The 26,305-nt window shown below is 70.4% G+C and carries 22 protein-coding genes; 16 read left to right on the top strand and 6 right to left on the bottom strand.

All coding sequences use genetic code 11. From position 1 onward, the window contains the following. Positions 1–76: 76 nt before the first annotated feature. Positions 77–2,104, top strand: coding sequence for a TonB-dependent receptor domain-containing protein (locus ELI80_RS09835; RefSeq protein ID WP_136651357.1), 2,028 nt, complete (start codon positions 77–79; stop codon positions 2,102–2,104). 329 nt (positions 2,105–2,433) lie between these two features. Here ELI80_RS09835 and ELI80_RS09830 read toward each other — a convergent pair whose 3' ends face one another. The 6 genes from ELI80_RS09830 to ELI80_RS09805 all read right to left on the bottom strand — a co-directional run bounded on the left by ELI80_RS09830 (position 2,434) and on the right by ELI80_RS09805 (position 9,006). Further along, the gene (locus tag ELI80_RS09830) at positions 2,434–3,276 is read right to left on the bottom strand and encodes an ATP-binding cassette domain-containing protein (RefSeq protein ID WP_136651356.1); all 843 of its coding nucleotides are present in this window, start codon (positions 3,274–3,276) and stop codon (positions 2,434–2,436) included. Next, positions 3,273–4,151 (bottom strand): ATP-binding cassette domain-containing protein, encoded by an 879-nt coding sequence (locus ELI80_RS09825; RefSeq protein WP_136651355.1) that lies wholly within the window; start codon positions 4,149–4,151, stop codon positions 3,273–3,275. Before ELI80_RS09825 ends, ELI80_RS09830 begins: the two co-directional genes overlap by 4 nt. A gap of 2 nt (positions 4,152–4,153) precedes the next feature. After that, positions 4,154–5,065, bottom strand: coding sequence for an ABC transporter permease subunit (locus tag ELI80_RS09820; protein ID WP_136651354.1), 912 nt, complete (start codon positions 5,063–5,065; stop codon positions 4,154–4,156). A gap of 10 nt (positions 5,066–5,075) precedes the next feature. Beyond that, positions 5,076–6,083, bottom strand: a complete 1,008-nt coding sequence (locus tag ELI80_RS09815; RefSeq protein ID WP_136651353.1) for an ABC transporter permease subunit — start codon at positions 6,081–6,083, stop codon at positions 5,076–5,078. Between the two features lie 59 nt (positions 6,084–6,142). Next, positions 6,143–7,747 carry an ABC transporter substrate-binding protein gene (locus ELI80_RS09810; protein ID WP_201740607.1) on the bottom strand — a complete coding sequence of 535 codons (1,605 nt, stop codon included), beginning with the start codon at positions 7,745–7,747 and terminating at the stop codon, positions 6,143–6,145. Positions 7,748–8,001: 254 nt separating this feature from the next. Continuing rightward, the gene (locus ELI80_RS09805) at positions 8,002–9,006 is read right to left on the bottom strand and encodes a LysR family transcriptional regulator (protein WP_161596452.1); all 1,005 of its coding nucleotides are present in this window, start codon (positions 9,004–9,006) and stop codon (positions 8,002–8,004) included. A 185-nt stretch (positions 9,007–9,191) separates the two neighbouring features. Between ELI80_RS09805 and chvE the strand changes: the two genes are divergently transcribed. The 15 genes from chvE to yjfF all read left to right on the top strand — a co-directional run bounded on the left by chvE (position 9,192) and on the right by yjfF (position 26,301). Further along, on the top strand, positions 9,192–10,262 hold the full coding sequence (gene chvE / locus ELI80_RS09800) for a multiple monosaccharide ABC transporter substrate-binding protein (protein WP_136651350.1): 1,071 nt from the start codon (positions 9,192–9,194) through the stop codon (positions 10,260–10,262). Between the two features lie 67 nt (positions 10,263–10,329). After that, a complete protein-coding gene (gene mmsA, locus ELI80_RS09795) occupies positions 10,330–11,877 on the top strand; it encodes a multiple monosaccharide ABC transporter ATP-binding protein (protein WP_136651349.1) in 1,548 nt (515 codons plus the stop codon). Further along, positions 11,864–13,066 carry a multiple monosaccharide ABC transporter permease gene (gene mmsB / locus ELI80_RS09790; protein WP_136651348.1) on the top strand — a complete coding sequence of 401 codons (1,203 nt, stop codon included), beginning with the start codon at positions 11,864–11,866 and terminating at the stop codon, positions 13,064–13,066. Before mmsA ends, mmsB begins: the two co-directional genes overlap by 14 nt. 9 nt (positions 13,067–13,075) lie before the next feature. Next, positions 13,076–14,074 (top strand): AraD1 family protein, encoded by a 999-nt coding sequence (gene araD1 / locus ELI80_RS09785; RefSeq protein ID WP_136651347.1) that lies wholly within the window; start codon positions 13,076–13,078, stop codon positions 14,072–14,074. Further along, positions 14,074–15,816 (top strand): L-arabinonate dehydratase, encoded by a 1,743-nt coding sequence (gene araD / locus ELI80_RS09780; protein ID WP_136651346.1) that lies wholly within the window; start codon positions 14,074–14,076, stop codon positions 15,814–15,816. Before araD1 ends, araD begins: the two co-directional genes overlap by 1 nt. Then, the gene (locus ELI80_RS09775) at positions 15,803–16,744 is read left to right on the top strand and encodes a Gfo/Idh/MocA family protein (RefSeq protein WP_136651345.1); all 942 of its coding nucleotides are present in this window, start codon (positions 15,803–15,805) and stop codon (positions 16,742–16,744) included. Before araD ends, ELI80_RS09775 begins: the two co-directional genes overlap by 14 nt. 2 nt (positions 16,745–16,746) lie before the next feature. Continuing rightward, positions 16,747–18,267: an aldehyde dehydrogenase (NADP(+)) gene (locus ELI80_RS09770; protein ID WP_136651344.1), complete on the top strand. Its 1,521-nt coding sequence runs from the start codon at positions 16,747–16,749 to the stop codon at positions 18,265–18,267. After that, on the top strand, positions 18,264–19,193 hold the full coding sequence (locus ELI80_RS09765; protein ID WP_236641427.1) for a 2-dehydro-3-deoxygalactonokinase: 930 nt from the start codon (positions 18,264–18,266) through the stop codon (positions 19,191–19,193). The genes ELI80_RS09770 and ELI80_RS09765 overlap by 4 nt, the downstream gene beginning before the upstream one ends. Next, on the top strand, positions 19,190–19,804 hold the full coding sequence (locus ELI80_RS09760; protein ID WP_136651343.1) for a 2-dehydro-3-deoxy-6-phosphogalactonate aldolase: 615 nt from the start codon (positions 19,190–19,192) through the stop codon (positions 19,802–19,804). Before ELI80_RS09765 ends, ELI80_RS09760 begins: the two co-directional genes overlap by 4 nt. Continuing rightward, positions 19,801–20,646, top strand: a complete 846-nt coding sequence (locus tag ELI80_RS09755) for an SMP-30/gluconolactonase/LRE family protein (protein WP_136651342.1) — start codon at positions 19,801–19,803, stop codon at positions 20,644–20,646. Before ELI80_RS09760 ends, ELI80_RS09755 begins: the two co-directional genes overlap by 4 nt. A 41-nt stretch (positions 20,647–20,687) precedes the next feature. Further along, a complete protein-coding gene (locus ELI80_RS09750; RefSeq protein ID WP_136651371.1) occupies positions 20,688–21,728 on the top strand; it encodes an aldose epimerase family protein in 1,041 nt (346 codons plus the stop codon). Positions 21,729–21,751: 23 nt separating this feature from the next. Then, entirely contained in the window at positions 21,752–22,702 is a 951-nt protein-coding gene (ytfQ, locus tag ELI80_RS09745; RefSeq protein WP_136651341.1) for a galactofuranose ABC transporter, galactofuranose-binding protein YtfQ, read from the top strand. Positions 22,703–22,778: 76 nt separating this feature from the next. Then, the gene (locus tag ELI80_RS09740) at positions 22,779–24,323 is read left to right on the top strand and encodes a sugar ABC transporter ATP-binding protein (protein ID WP_136651340.1); all 1,545 of its coding nucleotides are present in this window, start codon (positions 22,779–22,781) and stop codon (positions 24,321–24,323) included. Next, the gene (locus ELI80_RS09735) at positions 24,323–25,339 is read left to right on the top strand and encodes an ABC transporter permease (RefSeq protein ID WP_136651370.1); all 1,017 of its coding nucleotides are present in this window, start codon (positions 24,323–24,325) and stop codon (positions 25,337–25,339) included. Before ELI80_RS09740 ends, ELI80_RS09735 begins: the two co-directional genes overlap by 1 nt. Further along, the gene (gene yjfF, locus ELI80_RS09730; protein WP_136651339.1) at positions 25,336–26,301 is read left to right on the top strand and encodes a galactofuranose ABC transporter, permease protein YjfF; all 966 of its coding nucleotides are present in this window, start codon (positions 25,336–25,338) and stop codon (positions 26,299–26,301) included. The genes ELI80_RS09735 and yjfF overlap by 4 nt, the downstream gene beginning before the upstream one ends. The last annotated feature ends 4 nt before the right edge of the window (positions 26,302–26,305 follow it).

Below are 26,305 nucleotides of genomic sequence, written 5' to 3'. Positions count from 1 at the left end.
GCAAGACGGAACCCGCAGCCGCCCCCCGCAGCCACGAAGAGTCCCTGTAATCCTTCGTGGCAATGGGAGCCAAAAGATGACCGTGACTGCCCGCCGCGCCGTGCTGCTTGCCGGTGCCGCCTTCCTGACCCCGCTGACTGCCCCGGCGCAGGAAGCCGACAGAATGACACTGGACACCATCGTCCTGCGCGCGGGTCAGCCGCGCGTCGCCTCGGGCGTGCCGCAGGCGGTGACGGTGATCGACGACGAGGAACTGGCGGCGATCGGACCCGCCACCATCGGCGACGTGCTGGACGTCGTGCCGGGCGTGTCCGGCGTCGGCTCGTCCAGCTTCTTCGGGCAGTCGTTCAACATCCGCGGCGTGGGCGAGGGGATCGCCGCGTCGGAATCGTCGATCGTGCAGCTGCTGGACGGCGAGCAGAAATACTACGAGAGCTACCGGCAGGGCTCGCTGTTCGTGGAACCCGACTTCCTCAAGCGGGTCGAGGTGCTGCGGGGGCCGGGGTCGTCCACCCTCTACGGCTCGGGCGCCCTCGGCGGCGTCATCGCGATGGACACGATCGAGCCCGAGGACCTGCTGACCGGCGACCGCAACGTCGCCGGCCGCGTCAGGCTGGGCTACGCCACGAACCCCGACACGCGCTTCGGCAGCATCGCCACCGCCTGGCGCGCGGGCGAGCGGACGACGGCGCTCGCTGCCTTCGCGCTGCGCGACCTGGGCGACAGCACGGACCCGGACGGGAAGCGGCTGATCCGGTCGAACTCGCTGGCGCCGAACCTGCTGCTGAAGCTGAACCACGACCTGAACGACGAACATCGGCTGCGCTTCAGCTATGTCGGCCTTCGCGCGGACGGCGAGGATCAGGACTTCAACCAGCAGGAAGGACCGCAGACCGGCCTGTTTCCCGGCTTTTCGGGCTGGGGGGTCGGCGACATCCTGACCGAGGACCACACGGCGCGCGCGATCTGGGAATACGATCCCGCGGACAACCCCTTCGTCGATCTCGCGGTGACGCTGTCCTACAGCGACACGCTGAAGCGGATCCGGCAGGGCAACGATCCAGACGAGCCGATCATGCCCACCCTGCTGGGCGAGCGCGCGTATGAGCTGTGGAAGCTCAAGGCGGTCAACGTGGCCGACCTGTCCACAAGCGGGGTCGAGCATTTCCTGACGTTCGGGGCCGAGATCTCGACCCAGGACCGCAGCTCGAGCGTGCCCTCGTCCTCGCATCCCGAGGCGACGACCGACCGGCAGGCCGTCTATGCGCTGTCGGAACTGACCACGGGACGGCTGACGGTCAGCACGGGGCTGCGCATCGAGCATCAGCAGACGACGCCGGCCGGCAGCGTCACCGCGACGGACGAAAAGGTCAGCGAGAGCGCCGTCGAGCCGCAGGTCGCCGCGATCTATCGCCTGAATGACAGCTGGTCGGCGTTCGGCTCGCTCGCGCGGGTCGGGCGGCTGCCGACCGCCGACGAGCTTTACGACAGCTTCATGGGCGGCGCGCCGTCACCCGGCCTCAAGCCCGAGCGCGGCGTGAACGCCGAGATCGGCCTTTCGTGGCGCGGACAGGACCTGTTCGGCGCGGGCGACGAGGCGGCGGTCAAGGTCACGCTGTTCCGCAACGACATCACCGACCGCATCACCCGCACCAACGCGCCCTTCCCGGTGCCGGCCTATGTCAACGTGGCCGAGGTGACCCTGCACGGCGGCGAGATCGAGGCGAGCTACGCCAACGGCGCGCTGTCGCTGAACGCCGGCCTGTCCTTGGTGGACGGGGAAGACGGCGACGGCGAGGTCGTGGATTCGCTGCCCAACGACCGCATCGGCATCGGCGCCTCGTGGCAGGCGGGCCCGGCCTGGAAGGTCGGCGGCTTCAGCACCTTCGCCGCCGGCCGCGACAAGGCCGACGGGACGCATCGCGGGGGCTATGCGGTCCACGACCTTTTCGCGATCTGGTCCCCGCAGCAGGGTTCGCTCGCGGGTGTCGAGATGCGGTTCGGCATCGACAACGCGTTCGACAAGACCTACGTGCCTGCGACATGGACCACCGGCCCGGCGCCGGGCCGCAACCTTTCGGTGTCGGTGACGCGGGCGTTCTGAGGAAGGCGCAAGGGCTCGCCCGGCCAGCGGTTCGCCGTGATCCCGCGACCCGGCATCCCCGCATCCGGTTGCGCTGATCTTCCCTGTCGTCGGGGCAGCAGGCGTGAGTTCGTGCCCGAGCGTTCCGGTCATTCCGGCACCTCGGGCACGTCATGCCGCAGACTTCGGGCAAGCTTTATCGGGCAGGCGGTGTCCGGACTGGCCCGGCTGCAGTGGATCCGGAGGAAGATCCAAGGTCAGGCCATCCCGTCGCCGCGATTCTCTTGCGTATCGGAGTTCCTGCGTCGCAAGCGGGGCGTTGAAGCGCAGCGTGCCGGCCGGCCCGTCGGTCAGCCCGCCGTCCGCTCCAGCCGGCGCCGCTCGACCCGCGCGCGGATCGCGTCCAGGTCCGCCTCGGGCGTCGCCGCGAACAGCTTGCGCGTATAGTCGTGCTGCGGCGCCGAGAACAGCGCGTCGCGCGTGCCCTCCTCGACCACGGTGCCGTTCCACAGCACCATCACCCGGTCGGCCAGGTAGCGCACGACGCTGAGATCGTGGCTGATGAAGACATAGGTCAGCCCGAATTCGTCCTGCAGGTCCTTCAGCAGGTTCAGCACCTGCGCCTGCACCGACAGGTCGAGGGCGCTCACGGGTTCGTCGAGGACCAGCAGTGCCGGGTTCAGCATCAGCGCGCGGGCGATCGCGATGCGCTGGCGCTGCCCGCCCGAGAACATGTGCGGGAAGCGGTTGTAGTGCTCGGGCTTCAGCCCCACCCGTTCCAGCATCGCCATCGCGCGGCGGCGACGGTCGGCCGACGGGACGCCGCCGCGCAGGCGCAGCGGCTCGGTCAGGACCTCGCCGACCTTCTGGCGCGGGTTCAGGCTGCCATACGGGTTCTGGAACACGATCTGCACGGCTGAGCGCATCTCGCGGGTGAGGCCGCCCTTGGCGATATCGACGGGCTTGCCCTCGATCAGCAGCTGGCCGCTGGTCGCGGGATCGATAAGGGTGATGATCCGCGCGAGCGTGGACTTGCCGCAGCCGCTTTCGCCGACGACGGCCAGCGTCTTGCCGCGCTCGACGGCGAAGTCGATGCCCTTCAGCGCCCGCACGGTCTTCGCCGCGCCGAACAGGCCGCCGCTTGTCACGTAGTCGCGGGTGATGCCGCGGCCTTCGACGACGTAGTCGGTCATCGCGCGCCCTCCGTCCGGTTGTCGGCCGCCATGAGTTCGTCCACCGTGGGCAGGCGGTCGCCGGTGGCGTTTTCCGGCAGGGCCGCCAGCAGCGCGCGGGTGTAGGCCGTGGACGGGCGTTCGAACAGGGTCAGCACGTCGGCCTCCTCCATCTTGCGGCCGCGGTACTGGACCACGACGCGGTCGGCGGTCTCGGCGACGACGCCCATGTCGTGGGTGATGAGGATCAGCCCCATGCCGCGGTCGGCCTGCAACTGCATCAGCAGGTCGAGGATCTGCTTCTGGATCGTCACGTCCAGCGCGGTGGTCGGCTCGTCCGCGATCAGCAGGCGCGGCTCGCACGCGATGGCCATGGCGATCATCACCCGCTGGCACTGGCCGCCCGACATCTGGTGGGGGTAGCTGGCGAGGCGGCTTTCCGGTTCCGGGATGCCGACCTGGGTCAGCAGTTCCACCGCCCGCGCCCGCGCCGCCCGGCCCTTGAGGCCGAGATGCTGGCGCAGCACCTCCTCGATCTGGAAGCCGACCGTGAAGCTGGGGTTCAGCGAGGCCATCGGCTCCTGGAAGATCATGGCGATGTCGCGGCCGATGATGGTGCGTTTCTGGGCCGGGGTCATGGCCATCAGGTCGCGCCCGTCGAAGGTCATCGCGTCGGCGGTGACCGTGGCCGAACCCGGCAGCAGGCCCATCACGGCCAGCATCGACACCGACTTGCCCGAGCCGCTTTCGCCGACGATGGCCAGAACCTCGCGCGGCGACACCTGCACGTCGATGCCGTCCACGGCGAGGAACGGACCGGCCGCGGTGTCGAAGGCCACGCGCAGGTTGCGGATGTCGAGAAGCGGGCCCTCGGCGGGGGAGGAGGTGGACGCCATGCTCAGCTCCGCTTCAGCTTGGGATCGAGGGCGTCGCGCAGCCCGTCGCCCATCAGGTTGATCGCCAGCACCGTCAGCAGGATCGCGAGGCCGGGCAGCGTCACGACCCACCAGGCGCGCAGGATGAACTCGCGCGCCTCTGCCAGCATGGTGCCCCATTCGGGCGTCGGCGGCTGCGCGCCCATGCCGAGAAAGCCGAGCGCCGCGGCGTCGAGGATGGCGTTCGAGAAGCTCATGGTGCCCTGCACGATGAGCGGCGCGAGGCAGTTGGGCAGGATCGTGCGGAACATCAGCCACATGGAACCGGCGCCCGCGACCCGCGCCGCCACGACGTATTCGCGGTTCTTCTCGGCCAGGACGGCGGCCCGCGTCAGACGCGCGAAGTGCGGCTGCAGGACCAGGGCAATGGCGATCATCGCGTTGGTCAGGCCCGGTCCCAGCACCGCCACCAGTACCAGCGCCAGCAGAAGCGAGGGGAAGGCGAGGATGATGTCCATCAGCCGCATCGCCACGGCGTCGACCCAGCCGCCGAAGAACCCGGCCAGGAGCCCGGTCACGACGCCGAAGACCAGCGCGATGCTGACGACCACCACCCCGATGAACAGCGAGAAGCGCGCGCCGTAGAGAAGCCGCGAGAGCATGTCGCGCCCGACCGCGTCGGTCCCGAGCCAGAAGCCCGAACGGCCGCCCTCGGCCCAGGCGGGGGGCAGCAGGATCGCGTCGCGGTACTGCATGGTCGGGCTGTGCGGCGCGATCACCGGCGCCAGCAGCGCCAGCAGCACCAGCAGCACGAAGACGACCAGCCCCAGAACCGCGCCGCGGTTGCCGGAGAAGTAGAACCAGAACTCGCGCAGGCTGTCGCGCAGCCCGCCGCTGTTCGGTGCATCGGCTTCAAGGTCGACGGAATCGGTCATGGCGGGCCTTTCAACGATGCCGGATGCGGGGGTTGATCAGCCCGTAGAGCAGATCCACCAGCAGGTTCACGACCATCACGATCACCGCGATCAGCAGCAGGCCGCCCTGCACCACGGGATAGTCGCGCCGCGAGATCGACTCGACCATCCACTTGCCGATCCCGGGCCAGCTGAAGATCGTCTCGGTCAGGATGGCGCCGGCCATCAGCACGCCGATCTGCAGGCCGATGGTCGTCACGACGGGGATGAGGGCGTTCCTGAGCGCGTGCATCCCGACCACCCGGCGCGGGGGCAGCCCCTTGGCGCGCGCCGTGCGGACGTAATCCTCGCCCAGCACTTCCAGCATGGCGCTGCGGGTCTGCCGGGCGATCACGGCCAGCGGGATCGTGGCCAGCACGATCGTGGGCAGGATCAGGTGGCTCGCGGCCGAGGCGAAGGCGCCCTTCTGCCCCGACAGCAGGCTGTCGATCAGCATGAACCCGGTCACGGGCGGGAAGAAGTACAGCAGCGAGATCCGCCCGGACACGGGCGTCCAGCCGAGCATGCCGGAGAAGAAGATGATCAGCAGCAGGCCCCACCAGAAGATCGGCATCGAATAGCCGACCAGCGCGGTGCCCATGGTGATCTGGTCGAACCAGCTGCCGCGCTTGATCGCGGCCAGCACGCCCGCCGGAACGCCGATGAGCGCCGCCAGCAGGATCGCGCAGAGCGCCAGCTCGACCGTGGCCGGGAACAGCGCCAGGAACTCGGCCAGGACCGGCTTCTTGGTCACCAGCGAGGTGCCCAGGTCGCCGTGCAGCAGCCGCCACACATAGTCGAGGTATTGTTCCGGCAGCGAGCGGTCGAAGCCCAGCTGGCGGCTGACCTCGGCATAGCGTTCGGGCGACATGCCGCGCTCGCCCGCCATCAGCAGGACCGGATCGCCTGGCAGCACCCGCACGAAGCCGAAGGCCACGATGGTGATGCCGATCAGCGTCGGCACGAGATAGGCGATGCGCCCGAGGATGAAACGGATCATGGGAAACGTGCAAGGGCCGCGCCGGACGAACCGGGCGCGGCCGCAAGCCCTTCAGTTCATCATTCGGCGACGTCGACGGTGTCGAAGGCGTGGCTGCCGAGCGGGCTCATGACATAGCCGGTCACCTTCTTCGACATCGGCATCACGACCGTCGAATGGCCGATGGTCGCCCACGGCGCCTGATCCTTGAAGATCACCTGCGCCTGCTCGTAGAGCTTCGTGCGCTCGGCCTGGTCGGAGGTCTGCTTGGCCTGCTCCAGCAGGTTGCTGAACTCCTCGTTGCACCAGAAGGCGCGGTTGGCCCCGCCGTCCTCGGCCGCGGCGCAGCTGAGCAGCACCGACAGGAAGTTGTCGGGGTCGCCGTTGTCGCCGGTCCAGCCGAGGATCACGGCGCCGTCGCGGCCGGGCTCCATCGACTTCTTGAGGTATTCGCCCCACTCATAGCTGACGATCTCGGCGTTGACGCCGACCTTGCCCAGGTCCTCCTGCATCATCTCGGCGACGCGGCGGGCGTTGGGCATGTAGGGACGCTGCACCGGCATCGCCCAGATCTTCATCGACAGGTTCGTCACGCCGGCCGCTTCCAGCGCGGCTTTCGCGGCCTCGGGGTCGTACGCCTCGTCCTGGACGGCGTCGTTGTAGGACCACATGGTCGGCGGGATCGGGTTCTTGGCGACCTGGCCCATGCCCTGGAACACGGCATCGACGATCGCCTGCTTGTTCATCGCCATGTTGAGGGCCTTGCGGACCTCGGGCTTGTCGAAGGGCGCCACGTCGGTGTTGTAGGCGAGATAGGCGACGTTCAGGCCCGGCTGTTCCATCACTGTCAGGTTCTGGTCGGCCTTCAGCGCCTCGATGTCGGCGGGCGCGGGGTAGGGCATGATGTGGCACTCGCCCGCCTGCAGCTTCTGCAGGCGCACGGCGGCGTCGGTGGTGATGGCGAACACCAGGTCGTCCACCTTGGCGGGGGTGCCCCAGTAATCCGCGTTCTTGGCGAACCGGATCACCGCGTCCTTCTGGTAGGCCACGAACTTGAACGGGCCGGTGCCGACCGGGGCGCTGTTCAGGTTCTCCTTGGTGCCGGCCTGATCCAGCGCGTCGGCATATTCCTTGGACTGGATCGAGGCGAAGTCCATCGCGAGGTTCGCGAGGAACGGCGCGTTCGGCTCGTTCAGCGTGAACCTGACGGTGAGGTCGTCCACCTTCTCGATCGACTTGATCGACGAGGCCATTTCCATCGAGTTGTAGTATTCGAAGGTCAGCCCGGGGATGTACTGGTTCCACGGGTTGTTCGCATCGCCCTGGCGCTCGAACGAGAAGATCACGTCGTCGGCGTTCAGGTCGCGCGTCGGGGTGAAGTAGTCGGTCGTGTGGAACTTCACGCCGGGGCGCAGCTTGAAGGTATAGGTCAGCCCGTCGTCCGAGATTTCATAGCTCTCGGCCAGTGCGGGCTCCACCTCGGTCGTGCCGTCCTTGAACTCGACCAGGCGGTTGAACACGGGGCGCGAGCTGGCGTCGAACGTGGTGCCCGAGGTGTAGGCGGCCGGGTCGAAACCCTCGGGCGAGCCTTCCGAGCAATAGATGAGCGTCTTGGCCGCTGCCGGGGCCGCGAAGGCCGCCGCGCTGGCGAGCGCGATGATCGAGGTTGTGACGAAAGCGGGCAGTCTCAAGGCAGTTCCTCCCTGGAGCTTGGCCGGGGCTTGCCCCGACCTTAACGCCCCGCGCGTTCTTCGCGGCAGGTGCGATCACGGATTGGTGGGCCGATCTACCCCCATCCCGCCGGAAAGCACAACCATGTTATCCGCAGCGCGCGGCACGGGCGCGTTCACGGCGCGGCCCGCGTGCGATCGCAGGCGGCGCGATGGGGGGCGACCTGCCGATCCGGGTCCACGCCGTTCCCGGATGATTGCCCGGCTCGTCAGCCCGCCCCCGCCACCATGCTGCGCGAGGCCTCCGACAGCGCCGCGTGAAGCGTATGGGCGGCGGGGGTCAGTTCGCGGTCGCGCAGGGTGACGATGCCGTAGGACGACACCAGCAGGTCGGGGGCCAGCGGCAGGCGCAGGATGGGCAGGCCGCCGCCCGCGCCGGTGGCGAAGAAGTCGGCGGCGGCGGCCGACATGGTGCCGACGGCGTTGGTGCGGGTCACGAAGGCGAGCGTCAGCATCATGGACATGGTGCTGATGACGCGCCCGGGCAGGCCCACGCGGTGGTGCAGCAGGTACTGTTCGACCGTCGTCCGCAGCAGTCCGCCGCGCGGCTGCATCACCCAGTCGAAGCGGAGGCTGTCGGCGAGCGTCGCGTTGCGGCGGCGGGCAAGTTCGTGGCCGCGGCGGACGATCAGGGCCAGCGGCTCGGTCCCGATCGGCTCGATCGCGAAGCGGCCCGCGTCGGCGCCGTCGGGGATCCGGCCGATGTAGAACTCGATCCGCCCGGACAGGAGCTGGCCGACGAGCCCGTCGCTCGCGTCGACAGTGATCTCGGGGACGATGCCGGGATGGACGAGGCGCAGGTTCTGCAGGACCGGCAGCACCAGTTCCAGCGAAGGCCCGGACACCGACCCGAACGCGACGCCCCCCACGCGGCCGCCGTCGATGTCGGCGACCGCGCGGCCGGCGGCGTCGATCTCTCCCAGGATGCGGCGGGCGCTGTGGGCGAGGCGCTGGCCCGCGGCGGTCAGGCGCACGCCGCGGGGCAGGCGCTCGGTCAGGGCGACGCCGGCCGCCCCTTCCAGCTGCGCCAGCATCCGCGATGCGGCGGGCTGGGTCATGTTCAGCGACTGCGCCGCGGCGGCGATCTGGCCGGTGCGGTCCACCGCCGCCAGCAGCGCCAGCTGCCGCAGCTTCAGGCCGCGGGCGAGGAGGCCCGTATCTCCCGAACGGCGAGGCTCGGCTGGAGCGCTACCATGATATTCCATTTCTGACATGTCGCGCGCCTCAATTGACATTTGACGGGTATAACATCGGCGCCTAACACCAAGCCAGCGACAATCGTCGTAGGCGCGGTACGCGCACTTCGGGGGGAAGGACGTCGACACGCCGGGGCTTGCAGGCCGCCCGTGAAGGGGCCGCCGCCGTCGCGCGTGTCGCGCCAGCAGGGAAGGAACTACGCATGCTCAAGACGTTCAGGACGATCGCGCTCGCCGGCGTGTCGGCGGTGGCGCTGATGGCGCCGGGCGCGGTTCTCGCGGCCGAGGGGCTGGTCGGCATCGCCATGCCGACCAAGACCTCGGCCCGGTGGATCGACGACGGCAACAACATGGTCAGGCAGTTCGAGGAGGCGGGCTACACCACCGACCTGCAATATGCCGACGACGACATTCCGAACCAGCTGGCCCAGATCGAGAACATGATCACCAAGGGCGTGAACGTGCTGGTGATCGCGGCGATCGACGGCACCACGCTCTCGAACGCGCTCGACAACGCCAAGGCGGCCGACATCAAGGTCATCGCCTATGACCGGCTGATCCGCGACACCGACTCGGTCGACTATTACGCGACCTTCGACAACTTCAAGGTGGGAGTCGAGCAGGCGTCGTCGCTCGTGAAGGGGCTGAAGGAGCGCTTCCCGGACGTGAAGCCCTGGAACGTGGAACTGTTCGGCGGCAGCCCGGACGACAACAACGCCTTCTTCTTCTATGACGGCGCGATGTCGGTGATCCAGCCGCTGATCGACGACGGCTCGATCCAGATCGTGTCGGGCCAGATGGGCATGGACAAGGTCGGCACGCTGCGCTGGGACCCGGCGACGGCGCAGGCGCGGATGGATAACCTGCTGAGCGCCAACTACACCGACAAGCAGGTCCACGGGGTGCTGTCGCCCTATGACGGGCTGTCGATCGGGATCCTGTCCTCGCTCAAGGGCGTGGGCTACGGGTCGGGCGACATGAAGATGCCGATCGTGACCGGGCAGGACGCCGAGGTGCCGTCGGTCAAGTCGATCCTGGCCGACGAGCAGTACGCGACCGTCTTCAAGGACACCCGCGAGCTCGCCAAGGTCACCGTCGGCATGGTCAACGCCATGCTCGAAGGGAAGGAGCCGCAGGTGAACGACACCACCACCTACGACAACGGCGTCAAGGTCGTCCCGTCCTACCTGCTGGAGCCGGTGGGCGTCGACAAGTCGAACTGGGAAGAGGTGCTGGTCGGGTCGGGCTACTACACCAAGGACCAGGTCGAGTAACGAGGGCCGGACTGCGGGGCGGCCAGCGGCGCCGCCCCGTCCCACCGGTGCTGGAAGGGGGCAGGCCGTGGACACGATCCTTGAGATGCGCGGGATCACCAAGACCTTTCCGGGGGTCCGCGCGCTGGACGACGTGAACCTGGCCGTCCGCCGCGGAGAGATCCGCGCGCTCCTGGGCGAGAACGGCGCGGGCAAGTCCACGCTGATGAAGGTGCTGTCGGGCGTCTACCCGCACGGCAGCTACGACGGCGAGATCCTGTTCGACGGGCGGGCGGTGCAGTTCGGCGGCATCACCGACAGCGAAAGGCGCGGCATCGTCATCATCCACCAGGAACTCGCGCTGGTGCCGCAGATGTCGATCGCCGAGAACATCTTCCTGGGCAACGAGGTCGCGACCCGCGGCGTGATCGACCGCAACACGACGAACGACCGCACCGCCGCGCTGCTGGCCAAGGTGGGCCTGCGCGAAAGCCCCGAAACGAAGGTCGGCGACCTCGGCATGGGCAAGCAGCAGCTGGTCGAGATCGCGAAGGCGCTGAGCAAGCGCGTGAGCCTGCTGATCCTCGACGAACCCACGAGCAGCCTCAACGAACGCGAAAGCGACGCCCTGCTGGCGCTGCTGGACGAACTGCGCGCGCAGGGGATCACCGCGATCCTCATCAGCCACAAGCTGAACGAGATATCCAAGATCGCCGACAGCATCACGGTGCTGCGCGACGGCGCGACGGTCGCGCACCACGATTCCATGGTGTCCGAGGAACAGATCGTCCGCGAGATGGTCGGCCGCCCGATGGAGAACCGCTATCCCGACCGCGAGCCCAGGATCGGCGAGGTCGTGATGCAGGTCCGCGACTGGACCGTGGCCGATCCGCTGCGCCCCGAACGCCACGCCGTCGACCGGGTCGGCTTCGACCTGCGCCGGGGCGAGGTCTTGGGCTTTGCCGGCCTCATGGGCGCGGGCCGGACCGAGCTTGCGATGAGCCTGTTCGGGCAGAGCTTCGGCCGCCGGCTGTCGGGCAGCGTCAGCATCGACGGACGCCCCGCCGACCTGTCCACCGTGCCGCGCGCCATTGCCGCGGGGCTGGCCTACGTGACCGAGGACCGCAAGTCGCTGGGCCTCGTCCTGGACGACAACGTGCGCCGCAACATTCCACTGGCGAACCTTCCGGGCATCGCCCGCGGCGGCGTCATCGACCAGATGCGCGAACGCAGCGTGGCCGAGGATTATCGCCGCCGCATCAACATCAAGACCCCCACGGTCGAGGCGCGCGTGCTGAACCTGTCGGGCGGCAACCAGCAGAAGGTGGTGCTGTCCAAGTGGCTGTTCGCGGGGCCCGAGATCCTGATCCTGGACGAACCCACCCGCGGCATCGACGTGGGTGCGAAATACGAGATCTACACCATCATCCGCGACCTCGCCGCGGCCGGGAAGGGGATCATCGTCATCTCGTCGGAAATGCCCGAGCTGCTCGGGATCACCGACCGCATCTGCGTGATGAACGAAGGCCGCCTCGTGGGCGAGATGCCCACTGCCGAGGCGAGCCAGGAACGCATCATGGAAATGATCCTGCGCGCCTCGCGCAAGCCAGAAAGGGCCGGACATGGCGCAGCCTGACATCCCGGCGGCCGGCACCGCCGCCGCCCCCCGCGCGACCGCGGGCTTCATCCGCCGCAACATCCGCGAATACGGGATCCTGTTCGCGCTCGTCGTCATCATGATCTTCTTCCAGGTCGTGACCGGGGGCACGCTGTTCCGGCCCGTCAACCTCACGAACCTCGCGCTGCAGAACAGCCACATCGTCATCATGGCGGTGGGAATGCTGCTGGTCATCGTGTCGGGGCACATCGACCTGTCGGTCGGGTCGGTCGCGGCCTTCGTGGGCGCGGTGGTCGCGCTTCTGATCGTGCAGATGGACCTGAACTTCGCGCTGGCCGCGCTGATCGGCATCGCGCTGGGCGGCGTGATCGGGGCCGCGCAGGGCTACTGGATCGCCTACTGGAAGATCCCGTCCTTCATCGTGACGCTGGCGGGCATGCTGGTGTTCCGCGGCCTGACGCTGTGGGTGCTCGAGGGGCGGTCGATCGGCCCGTTCCCGCGCGACTTCCAGTCGATCGCGTCGGGCTTCATCCCGGACCTTTTCGGCAGCGGCAAGCCGAACCTGTTCTCGCTGGCGCTGGGCGCCGCCGTCGCCGTCCTGATCCTGTGGCTCGCCGTCCGCTCGCGCCAGCGCCAGGCGGCGGCCGGGATCGTGGAGGAGCCGTTCGCGTTCTTCGCCGCCAAGAACGCCTTCATCTTCATCGCGCTGGTGTGGATGAGCTGGCTCATGGCCAATTTCCGCGGCCTGCCCAACGTCTTCATCGTCATGGCGATCCTGATCGCGCTCTATTCGTTCCTGGCCGAGCGCACGGTCGTCGGTCGCCGCATCTACGCGATCGGCGGCAACGCCAAGGCGGCCACGCTGTCGGGGATCAACTCGCCCCGGCTGGTGTTCCTGACCTTCGTCAACATGGGGATGCTGGCGGCGCTCGCGGGGATCGTCGTGGCGGCGCGCCTGAACTCGGCCACGCCCAAGGCCGGCGTCAACTTCGAGCTGGATACCATCGCCGCGGTCTTCATCGGCGGCGCGTCGATGTCGGGGGGCGTCGGCACGGTCGTGGGTGCCGTGATCGGCGCCTTCATCATGGGCGTGATGAACAACGGCATGTCGCTGATGGGAATCGGAATCGACTTCCAGCAGATCATCAAGGGGCTGGTGCTGCTGGCCGCCGTCATCTTCGACGTTTCGAACAAGAACAGGGGCTGAGGAACGGCAATGCTGCTTTCGCAGATCACCACGACCGACGGCCGGCGCGCGGTCATCGTCCGCAGCGGCACCGAGGCGCACGAGGTGGAAGGCGTGGATTCGACCCGCGAGCTGGCGCTGGCCTGCATCGCGGCCGGGCAGGGGCTCGCGCAGTTCATCCAGTCGCGCCGCCCGGGCCCCGCCGTCGATCTGGCCGCGGCGCTGGCCGAGGGGCGCGTGCTGCCCCCGATCGACCATCCCGACCCCGCGCACATGCTGGTGACGGGCACGGGCCTCACGCACCTGGGGTCGGCCGCGACGCGCGACGCCATGCACGCGCAGAACGCGGCCGCGCCCGAGACCGACTCGATGCGGATGTTCCGCATGGGCGTCGAGGGCGGGCGGCCGGCGCAGGGGGAGGTCGGGGTCCAGCCGGAATGGTTCTACAAGGGCAACGGCGACATGATCGCCGCGCCCGGCAAGCCGCTCGTCGCGCCGGATTTCGCCCAGGACGGCGGCGAGGAACCCGAGATCGCGGGCCTCTACGTCATCGGCCCGGACGGGACCCCGTTCCGCCTGGGCTTCGCGCTGGGCAACGAGTTCTCGGACCACGTCATGGAAAAGGTGAACTACCTCTATCTCGCCCATTCCAAGCTGCGGCAGGCGAGCTTCGGCCCCGAGGTGCTGGTCGGCCCGCTGCCCCGCGACATCCGCGGCACCTCGCGCATCCGCCGCGGGAGCGAGGTGATCTTCGACCAGCCGTTCCTGTCGGGCGAGGACAACATGAGCCACACGATCGCAAACCTCGAGCACCACCACTTCAAGTACGACCTGTTCCGCCGCCCCGGCGACGTCCATGTCCACATGTTCGGCACCGCGACCCTGTCCTTCGCGGCGGGGCTGCGCTGCGAGACCGGCGACGTGTTCGAGATCGAGGCGCCCGGCTTCGGCCTGCCGCTGAGGAACCCGCTGCGGATGGCGGACGCGGCCGGGGGGCGGTCGCGCACGGCACTGGCGAGGGCGCTCTGATGGCCTTCACCCCCGCACCCTGGCCCCGCCGCCTGCGCTCGCAGGAATGGTACGGCGGCACGTCGCGCGACGCGATCTACCACCGCGGCTGGCTGAAGAACCAGGGCTACCCGCACGACCTGTTCGACGGCCGTCCGGTGATCGGGATCATGAACACCTGGTCCGAGCTGACCCCCTGCAACGGCCACCTGCACGAGCTCGCGCAGAAGGTGAAGGCCGGCGTGTGGGAGGCCGGGGGCTTCCCGGTCGAGGTCCCGGTCTTTTCCGCCAGCGAAAGCACCTTCCGCCCGACTGCGATGATGTTCCGCAACCTCGCCGCCATGGCGGTCGAGGAGGCGATGCGCGGCCAGCCCATCGACGGCGCCGTGCTGATGGTCGGCTGCGACAAGACCACGCCGAGCCTCCTGATGGGCGCGGCGTCCACTGACATCCCGTCGATCGTCGTGACCGGCGGGCCGATGCTCAACGGCTGGTTCCGGGGCGAGCGGGTCGGCTCGGGCACGCATCTGTGGAAGTTCTCGGAGGCCGTGAAGGCGGGCGAGATGGGGCAGGAGGAGTTCCTTGAGGCAGAGGCCTCGATGAGCCGGTCCACCGGCACCTGCAACACGATGGGCACCGCCAGCACGATGGCCAGCATGGCCGAGGCGCTGGGCATGGCGCTGTCGGGCAACGCCGCGATCCCGGCGGTGGATTCGCGGCGCCGGGTGATGGCGCAGATGACCGGGCGGCGGATCGTGCAGATGGTCAAGGACGACCTGAAGCCGTCGGACATCATGACCCGCGCGGCGTTCGAGAACGCGATCCGCTGCAATGGCGCGATCGGCGGGTCCACCAACGCCGTGATCCACCTGCTCGCGCTGGCGGGGCGCGTGGGCGTGGACCTGACGCTGGACGACTGGGACCGGCTCGGGCGCGACGTCCCGACGATCGTGAACCTGATGCCGTCGGGGAAATACCTGATGGAGGAGTTCTTCTACGCCGGCGGCCTGCCCGTGGTGCTGAAGCGCCTGGGCGAGGCGGGCCTGCTGAACCGCGATGCACTGACGGTCAGCGGCCAGACCGCGTGGGAACAGGTCAGGGACGCGCGGAACTGGAACGAGGACGTGATCCTGCCGGTCGAGCGCGCGCTGACCGCGCATGGCGGGATCGTCGTCCTGCGCGGCAACCTCGCCCCTGACGGCGCGGTGCTGAAACCGTCGGCAGCCAGCCCCCACCTGATGCGCCATCGCGGCCGCGCCGTCGTGTTCGACGACATCGACGACTACAAGGCGCGGATCAACGACGAGGCGCTGGACATCGACGAGGACTGCGTGATGGTCCTCAAGAACTGCGGGCCGCGCGGCTATCCGGGGATGCCCGAGGTCGGCAACATGGGCCTGCCGCCCAAGGTGCTGCGCAAGGGGATCACCGACATGGTGCGGATTTCGGACGCCCGCATGTCGGGCACGGCCTACGGCACCGTCCTGCTGCACACCTCGCCCGAGGCCGCGGCCGGCGGCCCGCTGGCCATCGTCCGCACCGGCGACATGATCGAGATCGACGTGGACGCCCGCCGCGTGCATCTGGACGTTCCCGACGACGAGATCGCGGCGCGGCTCGCGGCGTGGAAGACCCCGGTGCCGCAGCCGAAGGGGGGCTACGCCCGCATCTTCCACGACCACGTGCAGGGTGCGGACAAGGGCGCTGACTTCGACTTCCTCGTCGGCTGCCGGGGCGCGGAGGTGGGACGTGACAGCCACTGACGCGACGCAGGTCGCCATCGTCGGCCTGGGCAAGATCGCGGTGGACCAGCACGTCCCGTCCATCGCCCGCAGCCCGGCGTTCCGCCTTGCCGCGACGGTCAGCCGGAACGCCCGCGCCGAAGGCGTGGACGCCTTCGCGGACCTGACCGGCATGCTCGCCGCACGCCCCGGCATCACCGCCGTCGCGCTGTGCGTCCCGCCGCAGGTCCGCTTTGCCATGGCGCGCGAGGCGCTTGTCGCAGGCCGCGACGTGCTGCTGGAAAAGCCGCCCGGCGCGTCGCTCGCGGAGGTGGCGATCCTGTCCGAACTCGCCGCCGCCCACGACCGTGTCCTTTACGCGACCTGGCATTCGCGTCACGCTGCGGGGGTGGGGCCCGCGAAGGCATGGCTGGCCGACCGCCGGGTCACGCGGGCGCGGATCGTCTGGCGCGAGGACGTGCGGCGCTGGTATCCGGGGCAGGACTGGATCTGGCAGGCGGGCGGCCTCGGGGTGTTCGATCCGGGGATCAACGCGCTGTCGGTCCTGACCGCGATCCTGCCCGACGCCGTGCGCCTGCGCGGCGCGGAACTGTCCTTTCCGTCGAACCGCGAGACGCCCATCGCCGCGCGCCTGGATCTCGTGACCGCCTCGGGCGCGGAAATCGACGCCGATTTCGACTGGCGCCAGACCGGCCCGCAGACCTGGGACATCACCGTGGAAACCGACGACGGCACGCTGGAACTGACCGGCGGCGGCGCCCGGGTGCGCGCGGGCGGCGAGGTCCTGTCCAGCGCCGAAGCCCTCGCCAGCGAATACGACGGCATCTACGCCCAATTCGCCGAACTGATCGCCACCCGCCGCGCCGACGTGGACATGCGCCCGCAGGTCCTCGTCGCGGACGCCTTCATGCTGGGCCGGCGCGTCGTGACCGATGCATTCGAGGATTAACGATGACGCTGACCGGACTGCACCTGATCGCGGGTGAATGGGTAGGGGGCGGGGACAGCTTCGCCGCCGTGGCGATCGGTGATGCCGCGCCGATGGCGGTCCAGAGCGCGGGCCCGGCCGAGGTTCACCGCGCCGCCGAAGTGGCCGAAGCCGCGTTCCCGGACTTCGCCGCCACCTCGCGCACGGCGCGCGCGGCCTTCCTGCGCGCCATCGCCGACGGGATCGACGCGCGGCGCGACGCCATCGTTCCCCGCGCCATGGCCGAATCCGGCCTGCCCGAGGCGCGGCTGGTCGGCGAGACCGCCCGCACCACCGGACAGCTGCGGCTGTTCGCGGACCACATCGAGGCGGGGCGGCACCTGGACCTGCGCCACGACCCGGCGCTGCCCGACCGCACGCCCGCGCCTCGTCCCGACCTGCGGCTGATCCAGCGGCCCATCGGTCCGGTCGCGGTGTTCGGGGCGTCGAACTTCCCGCTCGCCTTCTCGACCGCGGGGGGCGACACGGCGTCGGCGCTGGCGGCCGGTTGCCCGGTCATCGTCAAGGGCCACCCGGCGCATCCCGGCACGTCCGAGCTGGTCGCGGGCGCGATCCTCGACGCGATCCGCGCGACCGGCATGCCCGCGGGCGTGTTCGCGCTGCTGCAGGGCGACACCAACGACCTGGGCCGCGCGCTGGTGCGGCATCCGCTGGTCAGGGCCGTGGGCTTCACCGGCAGCTTCGGCGCGGGGCGCGCGCTCTTCGACCTGTGCGCCGCGCGGCCCGAGCCGATCCCGTTCTTCGGCGAGCTTGGGGCCGTGAACCCCGTGTTCGTTCTGCCCGCCGCGGCAGCCGCGCGCGGGCCGGCGATCGGCGCGGGCTGGGCCGCGTCGCTGACCCTGGGCATGGGGCAGTTCTGCACCAACCCAGGCGTCGCGTTCGTGCTGGAAAGCGAGGGGGCAGACGCGCTTGCCGCAACCGCCGCCGCCGGGGTCGCCGGGACCGCGCCGCAGCCGATGCTGACCCGCGGCATCGCGGGCGCGTATCGTTCGGGGATCGCCGCGGCCGCCGCCGCGCCGGGAGTCGAGACGCTCGCCCGCGGGCCGTCGGGCGACGACCGCCACGGCACGCCCGCGCTGTTCCAGGCCGACCGCGCGGCGTGGGAGGCGACCCCGGCCCTGCGGCACGAGAACTTCGGCCCCTCGGGCGTGCTCGTCCGCCTTGCCGACTTCGACGCGATGCTGGCCGAGGCGCAGGCGCTCGACGGCCAGCTGACCTGCACCGTGCAGATGGACGACGCCGACACCGACCTCGCCCGCCGCCTGCTGCCGATCCTCGAGCGCAAGGCGGGGCGGATCCTCTTCAACGGCTTCCCGACCGGCGTCGAGGTCGCCGACGCCATGGTCCACAGCGGCCCCTATCCGGCGAGCACCAACTTCGGCGCAACCTCGGTCGGGACGCTCGCGATCCGGCGGTTCCTGCGCCCGGTGTGCTTCCAGGACATGCCGGCGGCGCTGCTGCCGGACGATCTTGCCGGGGCATGAGGATGGGCGCGCGGCTGGACGGTCTGGACTGGATCGCCGCCGACTGGGGCACCAGCCGCCTGCGCGTCTGGGCGATGGCCGCGGACGGCCGCGTGCTGGCCGGGTCCGCGTCGGATCGCGGGATGGGACAGCTGGACCGGGCGGGCTTCGGGCCGGCCCTTCTCGACATCGTCGCGCCGTGGCTGGGGGGCGGCGCGTCCGACCCCGTGCCGGTGCTGGTCTGCGGCATGGCCGGGGCGCGGACCGGCTGGGTTGAGGCCCCGTATCGCGCCGTCCCCTGCACGCCGCTCGACCCCGCCCGCGCCACCCGGCCCGATGGTGCCGATCCGCGCCTGCCGGTCCTGATCCTGCCGGGGCTCAGCCAGTCCTCGCCCCCCGACGTGATGCGCGGCGAGGAAACGCAGCTCGCGGGCCTGATCGCCGCGAGGCCGGGGTGGGAGGGTGTCGTGTGCATGCCCGGCACGCACAGCAAATGGGCGCGGGTCAGGGGCGGGCGCGTCACCGCCTTCCGTACCTTCATGACGGGGGAGCTTTACGCGCTGCTCGCCCGACAATCGGTGCTGCGCCTGTCGGTGGCCGGGGCAGAGCCCGACCCGGCGGCGTTCGACGAAGCGGCAGCTTCCGGGGCCGGGCTGGCCGAGCTGTTTTCCGTCCGCGCCGCCGGGCTTCTGGGCGACGTGCCGGCGGCGGCGGCCGCCGGACGGCTGTCGGGCCTGCTGGTCGGGGCCGAGATCGCGGCGGCCGAATCCTTCCGCGGGGGCGCGCCGCTCGCGCTGGTGGGGGCGCCCGCGCTGACCTCGCTTTACGCGCGCGCGCTGGCCGCGCGGGGCGGCGGGGGCGATCCGCCCCTGATCCTTGACGGCAGCGACATGGCGCTGGCTGGCCTGGCCGCGGCACGCGCCGCCCTGACGAAGGTTCCCGCATGACCGACCACCTGCCCCTCGTCGCGATCCTGCGGGGCCTGACCCCGCGCGATGCCGTGCCGGTGGCCCGGGCCTTGATCGACGCGGGCATCACCATGATCGAGGTGCCGCTGAACTCCCCCGATCCGCTCGACAGCATCGCGGCGATCGCCCGGCTGGCGGGCGACGGCGCCGTCGTGGGCGCGGGGACGGTGCTGACGACGGCGCAGGTGGGGCAGGTGCAGGACGCGGGCGGCACGCTCATCGTGTCGCCGAACGCCGACCCCGCCGTGATCGCGGAAACCCGCGCGCGCGGCATGCAGAGCTGCCCCGGCGTCTTCACCGCGACGGACTGCTTCGCCGCCCTGGCAGCCGGCGCGGACGTGCTGAAGCTGTTCCCCGCCGACCGGGCCGGGACGGGCATGCTGAAGGCGCTGCTGGCCGTTCTGCCCCCGGCCCAGCCGGTCTATGCGGTGGGCGGGGTGGATGCGGGCAATTTCGCCGAGTGGCGGCGCGCGGGCGCGGCGGGCTTCGGGATCGGCAGCGCGCTCTATCGTCCGGGGGACGACGCGGGCACGGTGGGCAGGCGCGCGCGCGCGATGGTCGCGGCGTGGCATGCGGGTGACGACGCATGACCGGCGCCCGGGTTCTCGATCCGCGCGCCTGCGAACTGGGCGAGGGGGCCTTCTGGCACCCCGAGCGGCGCCAGGCCTTCTGGTTCGACATCATGGCGCGCCGTCTCATGTCCACGGACGGCGCCGCGTGGGACTTTGACCGGACCGTCACCGCCTGCGGCTGGATCGACCGCGACCGGCTGCTGGTCGCGTCGGACGTGGCCCTGATCGACTTCGACCTGCGGGACGGGTCGCGGCGCGACGTCTGCGCGCTTGAGGCGGACCGGCCCGCGAACCGCAGCAACGACGGCCGCGCCGACCCGATGGGCGGGTTCTGGATCGGCACGATGGCGCGCGACAAGACGCCGGGCGCGGGCGCGATCCACCGGTTTCACCGGGGCGAGCTGCGCGTGATCCGCGCGGGCGTGACGATCCCCAACGCGATCTGCTTCGCCCCCGGCGGCCGGCGCGGCTACTTCTCGGACACGAAGGAACAGCGTCTCTGGACCGTGGCGCTCGATGCCGACGGCTGGCCCGAGGGCGATCCGCAGCTCTTCCTCGACCTTTCGGGCGAGGGGCTGAACCCCGACGGCGCGGTGACCGACGCCGAGGGGCGGCTCTGGATCGCGCAGTGGGGCGCGGGCCGGGTGGCGTGCCACGCGGCGGACGGCAGCTTCCTGCGCGCGGTGGACGTGCCGGCCATGAACCCGTCCTGCCCGGCCTTCATGGGCGACCGGCTGGACCGGCTGATGGTCACGACCGCGCGCGAGGATCTGGCCGCGCCGTCCGAAGACGACGGCCGCACCTTCGTCATCGACGCGCCTGGGGCGGTCGGACGCCCGGAACCGAGGGTCGTGCTGTGACCGCCGCGCCCGGGCCCGTCAGCGTGCATCCGGGCGGTCCCTTGAGCTTCGGCACCCTTCCCGACGGGCGCGAGGTCACCCGCGTCGTGATCGCCGCGCATGGCCTGTCGGTCGCGCTGATCACCTGGGGCGCGACGATCCAGGACGTGCGGCTGGCGGGATACCCGCAGCCGCTGGTGCTGGGCTATCCCGACCTTGCGGCCTATCTCGGCGAAGGCGTCTATCTGGGCGCGGTGGTCGGGCGCTTCGCCAACCGGATCGGGGGCGCGTCGGCGTTCATCGGCGGCGCGCAGCGGCGGCTCGATGCGAACGACCTCGGCCGCCACACGCTGCACGGCGGCAGCGACGGCACGGGGCAGCGGCTGTGGCGGCTGGTGGATGCAGAAGCCGACCACGCGACGATGGCCGACACGCTGCCCGACGGCCACATGGGCTTTCCCGGACGGATGGAGGTCGCGGTCGCCTATGCCATCATCCCCGGCCCGGCGCTGGAGATCGCGATCACCGCGACCGCCGACGCCGAAACGGTGTGCAACTTCGCGACCCATGGCTACTGGAACCTCGACGGGCGGGACGACATCGCGGCCCACGTGTTCCAGTGCGATGCCGCCCGCTTCGCCCCGGTGGACGACGAGCTGATCCCGACCGGCGGCCCGCTGCCCGTCACCGGCACCCGCCACGACTGGCGGCAGGGCGCGCGGATGGGCGAGCGGCTGAACGCCGGGCTGATCGACGTGAGCCTGCATCTGACCGATGGCCGGGCGCAGGTCGCCAGCCCGGTGGCGCGGCTCTCTGCCCCCGGCGGCCCGGCCCTGACGGTCGAGACGACCGAACCCGCCATGCAGGTCTACGCGGGCGCGCATCTCTCGGGCGGCGCGCCGGGTCTTGGCGGTCGCCCGTATCACCGGTTCGCGGGCCTTGCGCTGGAACCGCAGGTCGGCCCCGACGCGCCGAACCGGCCGGGCTATCCCGACCCGGTCCTGCGCGTGGGCGAGACCTACCGCCAGATCACCCGTTTCCGTTTCACGCCCGGCGGGGAGGCCGGGCTGAACGCCCCCGCGGGGGGGCAGGCCGGGGCGTGAGGCCCCTTGGAGGAGGACGAAAGATGAAACTGTTCGCAGCGGCCCTGCTGGCCACGACCGCGCTCGGCGGCGGGGCGGCGTTCGCCGAGACCGTCGGCTTTTCCCAGATCGGATCGGAATCCGGCTGGCGCGCGGCCGAGACCACAGTGACGAGGGAAGAGGCCGAGAAGCGCGGCATCGACCTCAAGTTCGCCGACGCCCAGCAGAAGCAGGAAAACCAGATCAAGGCGGTCCGGGGCTTCATCGCGCAGGGCGTGGACGCGATCCTGCTGGCGCCGGTCGTGGCCACCGGATGGGACGAGGTGCTGGAGGAAGCGCAGGAAGCCGAGATCCCGGTCGTCCTGCTGGACCGCCAGGTGGATTCGCCCGACACGATGTACCTGACCGCCGTGGGGTCCGACCTCGTGCATGAAGGCAGGGTCGCGGGCGAGTGGCTTGCCCAGGACGTGGGCGACCAGCCCTGCAACGTGGTGGAGTTGCAGGGCACCACCGGCTCGTCCCCCGCGATCAAGCGCAAGCAGGGGTTCGAGGAAGGCATCGCCGGGCACGACAACATCAGGATCGTGCGCAGCCAGACCGGCGACTTCACCCGCGCCAAGGGCAAGGAGGTGATGGAGAGCTTCCTCAAGGCCGAGGATGGCGGCAAGAACATCTGCGCGCTCTACGCCCACAACGACGACATGGCCGTGGGCGCGATCCAGGCGATCAAGGAAGCGGGGCTGAAGCCCGGTACCGACATCAAGGTCGTGTCGATCGACGCCGTGCCTGACATCTTCCAGGCCATGGCCGCCGGCGAGGCGAACGCCACGGTCGAGCTCACGCCCAACATGGCCGGACCCGCGTTCGACGCGCTCGCGGCGTACTGGAAGGACAAGACCGAGCCCGCCAAGTTCATCCAGACCGAATCCAGGCTCTACACGCAGGCGGACGATCCGCAGGCGGTCTACGAGAGCAAGAAGGACCTCGGCTACTGACGGCGCATCGGCAAAAGGGGGCGGCCCTCCGGGCCGTCCCCGCGCGGGCCGGACCGGGCGCAAAGGGGACGCGGCAATGACCCGACTGCTCGAGGCGCGGGGCCTCACCAAGCTATTCCCCGGCACGAAGGCGCTCGACGGCGTCGATTTCGACCTCGACCGGGGCGAGGTCCACGCGCTTCTGGGCGAGAACGGAGCGGGGAAGTCCACGCTGATCAAGTGCCTGACCGGCGCCTATCGCCGCGACGGCGGCACGGTCACGCTGGACGGCGCGCAAATCGACCCGCGCACCACCGCCGACGCTCAGCGGCTGGGCATCGGGACGGTGTATCAGGAGGTCAACCTGCTGCCGAACCTGACCGTGGCGGAAAACCTTCTGATCGGCCGCCAGCCGGTGCGGGGCGGAATGCTTGGGCGCGGGATGTTCGGGGGCGGCATGATCCGGGGCGGCGCGCAGGCGCGCGCGGCGGCCGACCTGCTGGCGGGATACGGGCTGGCGATCGACGTCACAAAACCGCTCGCGGCCTATTCCGTCGCGGTCCAGCAGATCGTCGCCATCGCGCGCGCCGTGGCGCTGTCGGGCAAGGTGCTGATCCTCGACGAGCCGACAGCGAGCCTCGACGCGCGCGAGGTCGAGGGGCTGTTCCGCACTATCCGCGACCTGCGGGGCCGTGGGCTCGCGGTCGTCTTCATCTCGCATTTTCTCGACCAGGTCTATGCCATCGCGGACCGCGTCACCGTGCTGCGGAACGGGCGCAACGCGGGAAGCGCGCGGGCCGCCGACCTCGACCGGCTGTCGCTGGTCCGGATGATGCTGGGGCATGACCTGCACGCGGTGGACGGGGCGCGGGCGCGGCCGGTGCCGGCCGACGCGCCAGTGGCCGCCGCCTTCGAGGGTTTCGGGCGGCGCGGGGCGGTGGCGCCGTTCTCGCTTGCCGTCAGGCGGGGCGAGGCGGTCGGGCTCGCGGGCCTTCTCGGCTCGGGCCGGACCGAGACGGCAGAGACCATCTTCGGCATCACCCCGCACGACAGCGGGACCGCGCGGGCCGCCGGCCGGCCCGCCGCCCTCCGCAACCCGCGCGAGGCGATCCGCGCCGGCTTCGGCTTCTGCCCCGAGGACCGCAAGACGGATGGCATCGTGGGCGAACTGACCGTGCGCGAGAACATCCTGCTTGCGCTGCAGGCCCGTCGCGGCTGGTCGCGCCCGGTGCCTCGCGCCGAACAGGGCCGCATCGCCGCCGACTACATCCGCCGGCTCGACATCCGCACGCCCTCGGCCGAGAAGCCGGTGGGCCAGCTTTCGGGCGGCAACCAGCAGAAGGTGATCCTCGCCCGCTGGCTGCTGATGAACCCGGACTTCCTGATCCTCGACGAGCCGACCCGCGGCATCGACGTGGGCGCCCATGCCGAGATCATCCGCGTGATCGAGGAACTCTGCGCGCGGGGCATGTCGCTTCTGGTGATCTCGTCCGAGCTGGAGGAGCTGTCGGGCTACGCCCACCGCGTCCTCGTGCTGCGCGACCGCGCGCAGGTGGCGGAGCTGGTGGGCGAGGACGTCGCCGCCGACCGGATCGTGCAGGCCATCGCAGCCACCCCCGCTCAGGTCGGGGGGGCCGCGTGATGGGGCCGCTTCTCGCCCGGATCGCGCCGATGCTGGCGACGCTCGCGGTGCTGGTCGTCGCGATCTCGGTCCTGATGCCCGGCTTCCTTGACGTGTCGATCGCGAACGGGCGACTGTACGGCAGCCCCGTGGACGTGCTGAACCGGGGCGCGCCGGTCGCGCTGCTCGCGATCGGCATGACGCTGGTGATCGCGACCGGCGGCATCGACCTGAGCGTCGGGGCGGTCATGGCCATCGCCGGCGCCGTCGCCGCGCGGGCGATCACCGACGGGTTCGGCCTTCCCGCCGCGCTGGGCCTGTCGCTCGCGACTGGGATCGCCTGCGGGCTGTGGAACGGCTTTCTCGTCGCGGTGCTGAAGATCCAGCCCATCGTCGCCACGCTGATCCTGATGGTCGCGGGGCGCGGCATCGCGCAGCTGGTGACCGAGGGCGCGATCCTGACCTTCAACCACCCCGGCTTCGCCTTCCTGGGGTCGGGGGCCGTCGGCACGGTGCCGGTGCCGGTGCTGGTCTGGATTGGCGCGGCGATCCTCGCGGGCCTCGTCGTGCGCCGCACCGCGCTGGGCTTCATGATCGAGGCGGTCGGCGTCAACCCCCGCGCCTCGTTCCGGGCGGGGGTCAACACCCGTGCGCTGCTTGTCGCGGTCTATGTCGTGTCCGGCCTGTGCGCCTCGGTCGCGGGGGTGATCGTTGCGGCGGACATCCGCGGGGCCGATGCCAACAATGCCGGGCTGTGGCTGGAACTCGACGCGATCCTCGCCGTGGTGATCGGGGGCAATTCGCTGCTGGGCGGGCGCTTCTCGATCCTCGCGTCGCTGATCGGGGCGATGATCACGCAGACGGTCAACACCGGGATCCTGCTCGCCGGGTTCCCGCCCGAATACAACCTGCTCATCAAGGCCTGCATCGTGCTCGTGATCCTGCTGATCCAGTCGCCGCGGCTCGGGCTCACCCGCCGCATCGGCGCGCGCCTGGGGGCCGCGCGCCGCCGCGACCCCGCCGGAGACGCGCCATGAGCGCGCGGTTCCTGCCGCTGCTCGCGACCTGCGCGATCTTCGTCGCGGCCTATGCGCTGGCATGGATGCAGTACCCCAACATCCTGTCCACGCGGGTGATGGGGAACCTTCTCACCGACAACGCCTATCTCGGCATCGCGGCGGTGGGCATGACCATCGTCATCCTGTCGGGGGGGATCGACCTCAGCATCGGGTCGGTGATCGCGTTCTCGGGCGTGTTCATCGCCGTCATGCTGCGCGACACCGGGCTGCACCCGCTCGCCGTTTTCGCCCTGCTGCTGGCGCTCACGACGGCGTTCGGGCTGTGCATGGGGGCGCTGATCCATGCGCTGGAAATGCCCGCGTTCATCGTGACGCTGGCCGGCATGTTCATGGCGCGCGGCCTCGCCTACGTGCTGTCGATCGATTCCGTCCCGATCGACGACCCGTTCTTCGACGCGCTTTCGTCCAGCTACTATCTCTTGCCCGGCAAGGGGCGGTTCACGCTGATCGCCGGGATCATGCTGCTGGTGGTGCTGGCGGGCAGCCTGCTGATCCACCGCACGCCGTTCGGGACGCGGGTGCTGGCGATCGGGGGCGATGCGCGGACCGCGGGGCTGCTGGGCGTGCCGGTCGCGCGCACCATCGTCGCGGTCTACGGGATCTCGGGCTTCTGCGCCGGACTCGCCGGGATCGTGTTCGCGATCTACACCTCGGCCGGGTATTCGCTGGCGACGGTGGGGACCGAGCTCGACGCCATCGCCGCTGTCGTGATCGGCGGCACGCTGCTGACGGGCGGGTCGGGCACGGTGCCGGGCACGCTGGTCGGCGTGCTGATCATGGGGCTGATCCAGACCTACATCGTGTTCGACGGGACGCTGTCGAGCTGGTGGACGAGGATCGTGATCGGCGCGCTGCTGTTCGTCTTCATCGTGCTGCAGAAGGGGCTGCTGCGGATCGCGGCGGGCACGGCGCGCGGCTGAAACT

The organism is Paracoccus aeridis (genome assembly GCF_004923205.2).
Classification (GTDB): Bacteria; Pseudomonadota; Alphaproteobacteria; order Rhodobacterales; family Rhodobacteraceae; genus Paracoccus; species Paracoccus aeridis.
This window is presented reverse-complemented; position numbering and strand designations above follow the sequence as displayed.

What these genes read in the sequence shown, in the direction of transcription:
- ELI80_RS09835 (WP_136651357.1), top strand. Translation starts at nt 77, where the DNA reads ATGACCGTGACTGCCCGCCGCGCCGTGCTGCTTGCCGGTGCCGCCTTC.
- ELI80_RS09830 (WP_136651356.1), bottom strand. Translation starts at nt 3,276, where the DNA reads ATGACCGACTACGTCGTCGAAGGCCGCGGCATCACCCGCGACTACGTG.
- ELI80_RS09825 (WP_136651355.1), bottom strand. Translation starts at nt 4,151, where the DNA reads ATGGCGTCCACCTCCTCCCCCGCCGAGGGCCCGCTTCTCGACATCCGC.
- ELI80_RS09820 (WP_136651354.1), bottom strand. Translation starts at nt 5,065, where the DNA reads ATGACCGATTCCGTCGACCTTGAAGCCGATGCACCGAACAGCGGCGGG.
- ELI80_RS09815 (WP_136651353.1), bottom strand. Translation starts at nt 6,083, where the DNA reads ATGATCCGTTTCATCCTCGGGCGCATCGCCTATCTCGTGCCGACGCTG.
- ELI80_RS09805 (WP_161596452.1), bottom strand. Translation starts at nt 9,006, where the DNA reads ATGTCAGAAATGGAATATCATGGTAGCGCTCCAGCCGAGCCTCGCCGT.
- chvE (WP_136651350.1), top strand. Translation starts at nt 9,192, where the DNA reads ATGCTCAAGACGTTCAGGACGATCGCGCTCGCCGGCGTGTCGGCGGTG.
- mmsB (WP_136651348.1), top strand. Translation starts at nt 11,864, where the DNA reads ATGGCGCAGCCTGACATCCCGGCGGCCGGCACCGCCGCCGCCCCCCGC.
- araD1 (WP_136651347.1), top strand. Translation starts at nt 13,076, where the DNA reads ATGCTGCTTTCGCAGATCACCACGACCGACGGCCGGCGCGCGGTCATC.
- araD (WP_136651346.1), top strand. Translation starts at nt 14,074, where the DNA reads ATGGCCTTCACCCCCGCACCCTGGCCCCGCCGCCTGCGCTCGCAGGAA.
- ELI80_RS09770 (WP_136651344.1), top strand. Translation starts at nt 16,747, where the DNA reads ATGACGCTGACCGGACTGCACCTGATCGCGGGTGAATGGGTAGGGGGC.
- ELI80_RS09765 (WP_236641427.1), top strand. Translation starts at nt 18,264, where the DNA reads ATGAGGATGGGCGCGCGGCTGGACGGTCTGGACTGGATCGCCGCCGAC.
- ELI80_RS09760 (WP_136651343.1), top strand. Translation starts at nt 19,190, where the DNA reads ATGACCGACCACCTGCCCCTCGTCGCGATCCTGCGGGGCCTGACCCCG.
- ELI80_RS09755 (WP_136651342.1), top strand. Translation starts at nt 19,801, where the DNA reads ATGACCGGCGCCCGGGTTCTCGATCCGCGCGCCTGCGAACTGGGCGAG.
- ytfQ (WP_136651341.1), top strand. Translation starts at nt 21,752, where the DNA reads ATGAAACTGTTCGCAGCGGCCCTGCTGGCCACGACCGCGCTCGGCGGC.
- ELI80_RS09740 (WP_136651340.1), top strand. Translation starts at nt 22,779, where the DNA reads ATGACCCGACTGCTCGAGGCGCGGGGCCTCACCAAGCTATTCCCCGGC.
- ELI80_RS09735 (WP_136651370.1), top strand. Translation starts at nt 24,323, where the DNA reads ATGGGGCCGCTTCTCGCCCGGATCGCGCCGATGCTGGCGACGCTCGCG.
- yjfF (WP_136651339.1), top strand. Translation starts at nt 25,336, where the DNA reads ATGAGCGCGCGGTTCCTGCCGCTGCTCGCGACCTGCGCGATCTTCGTC.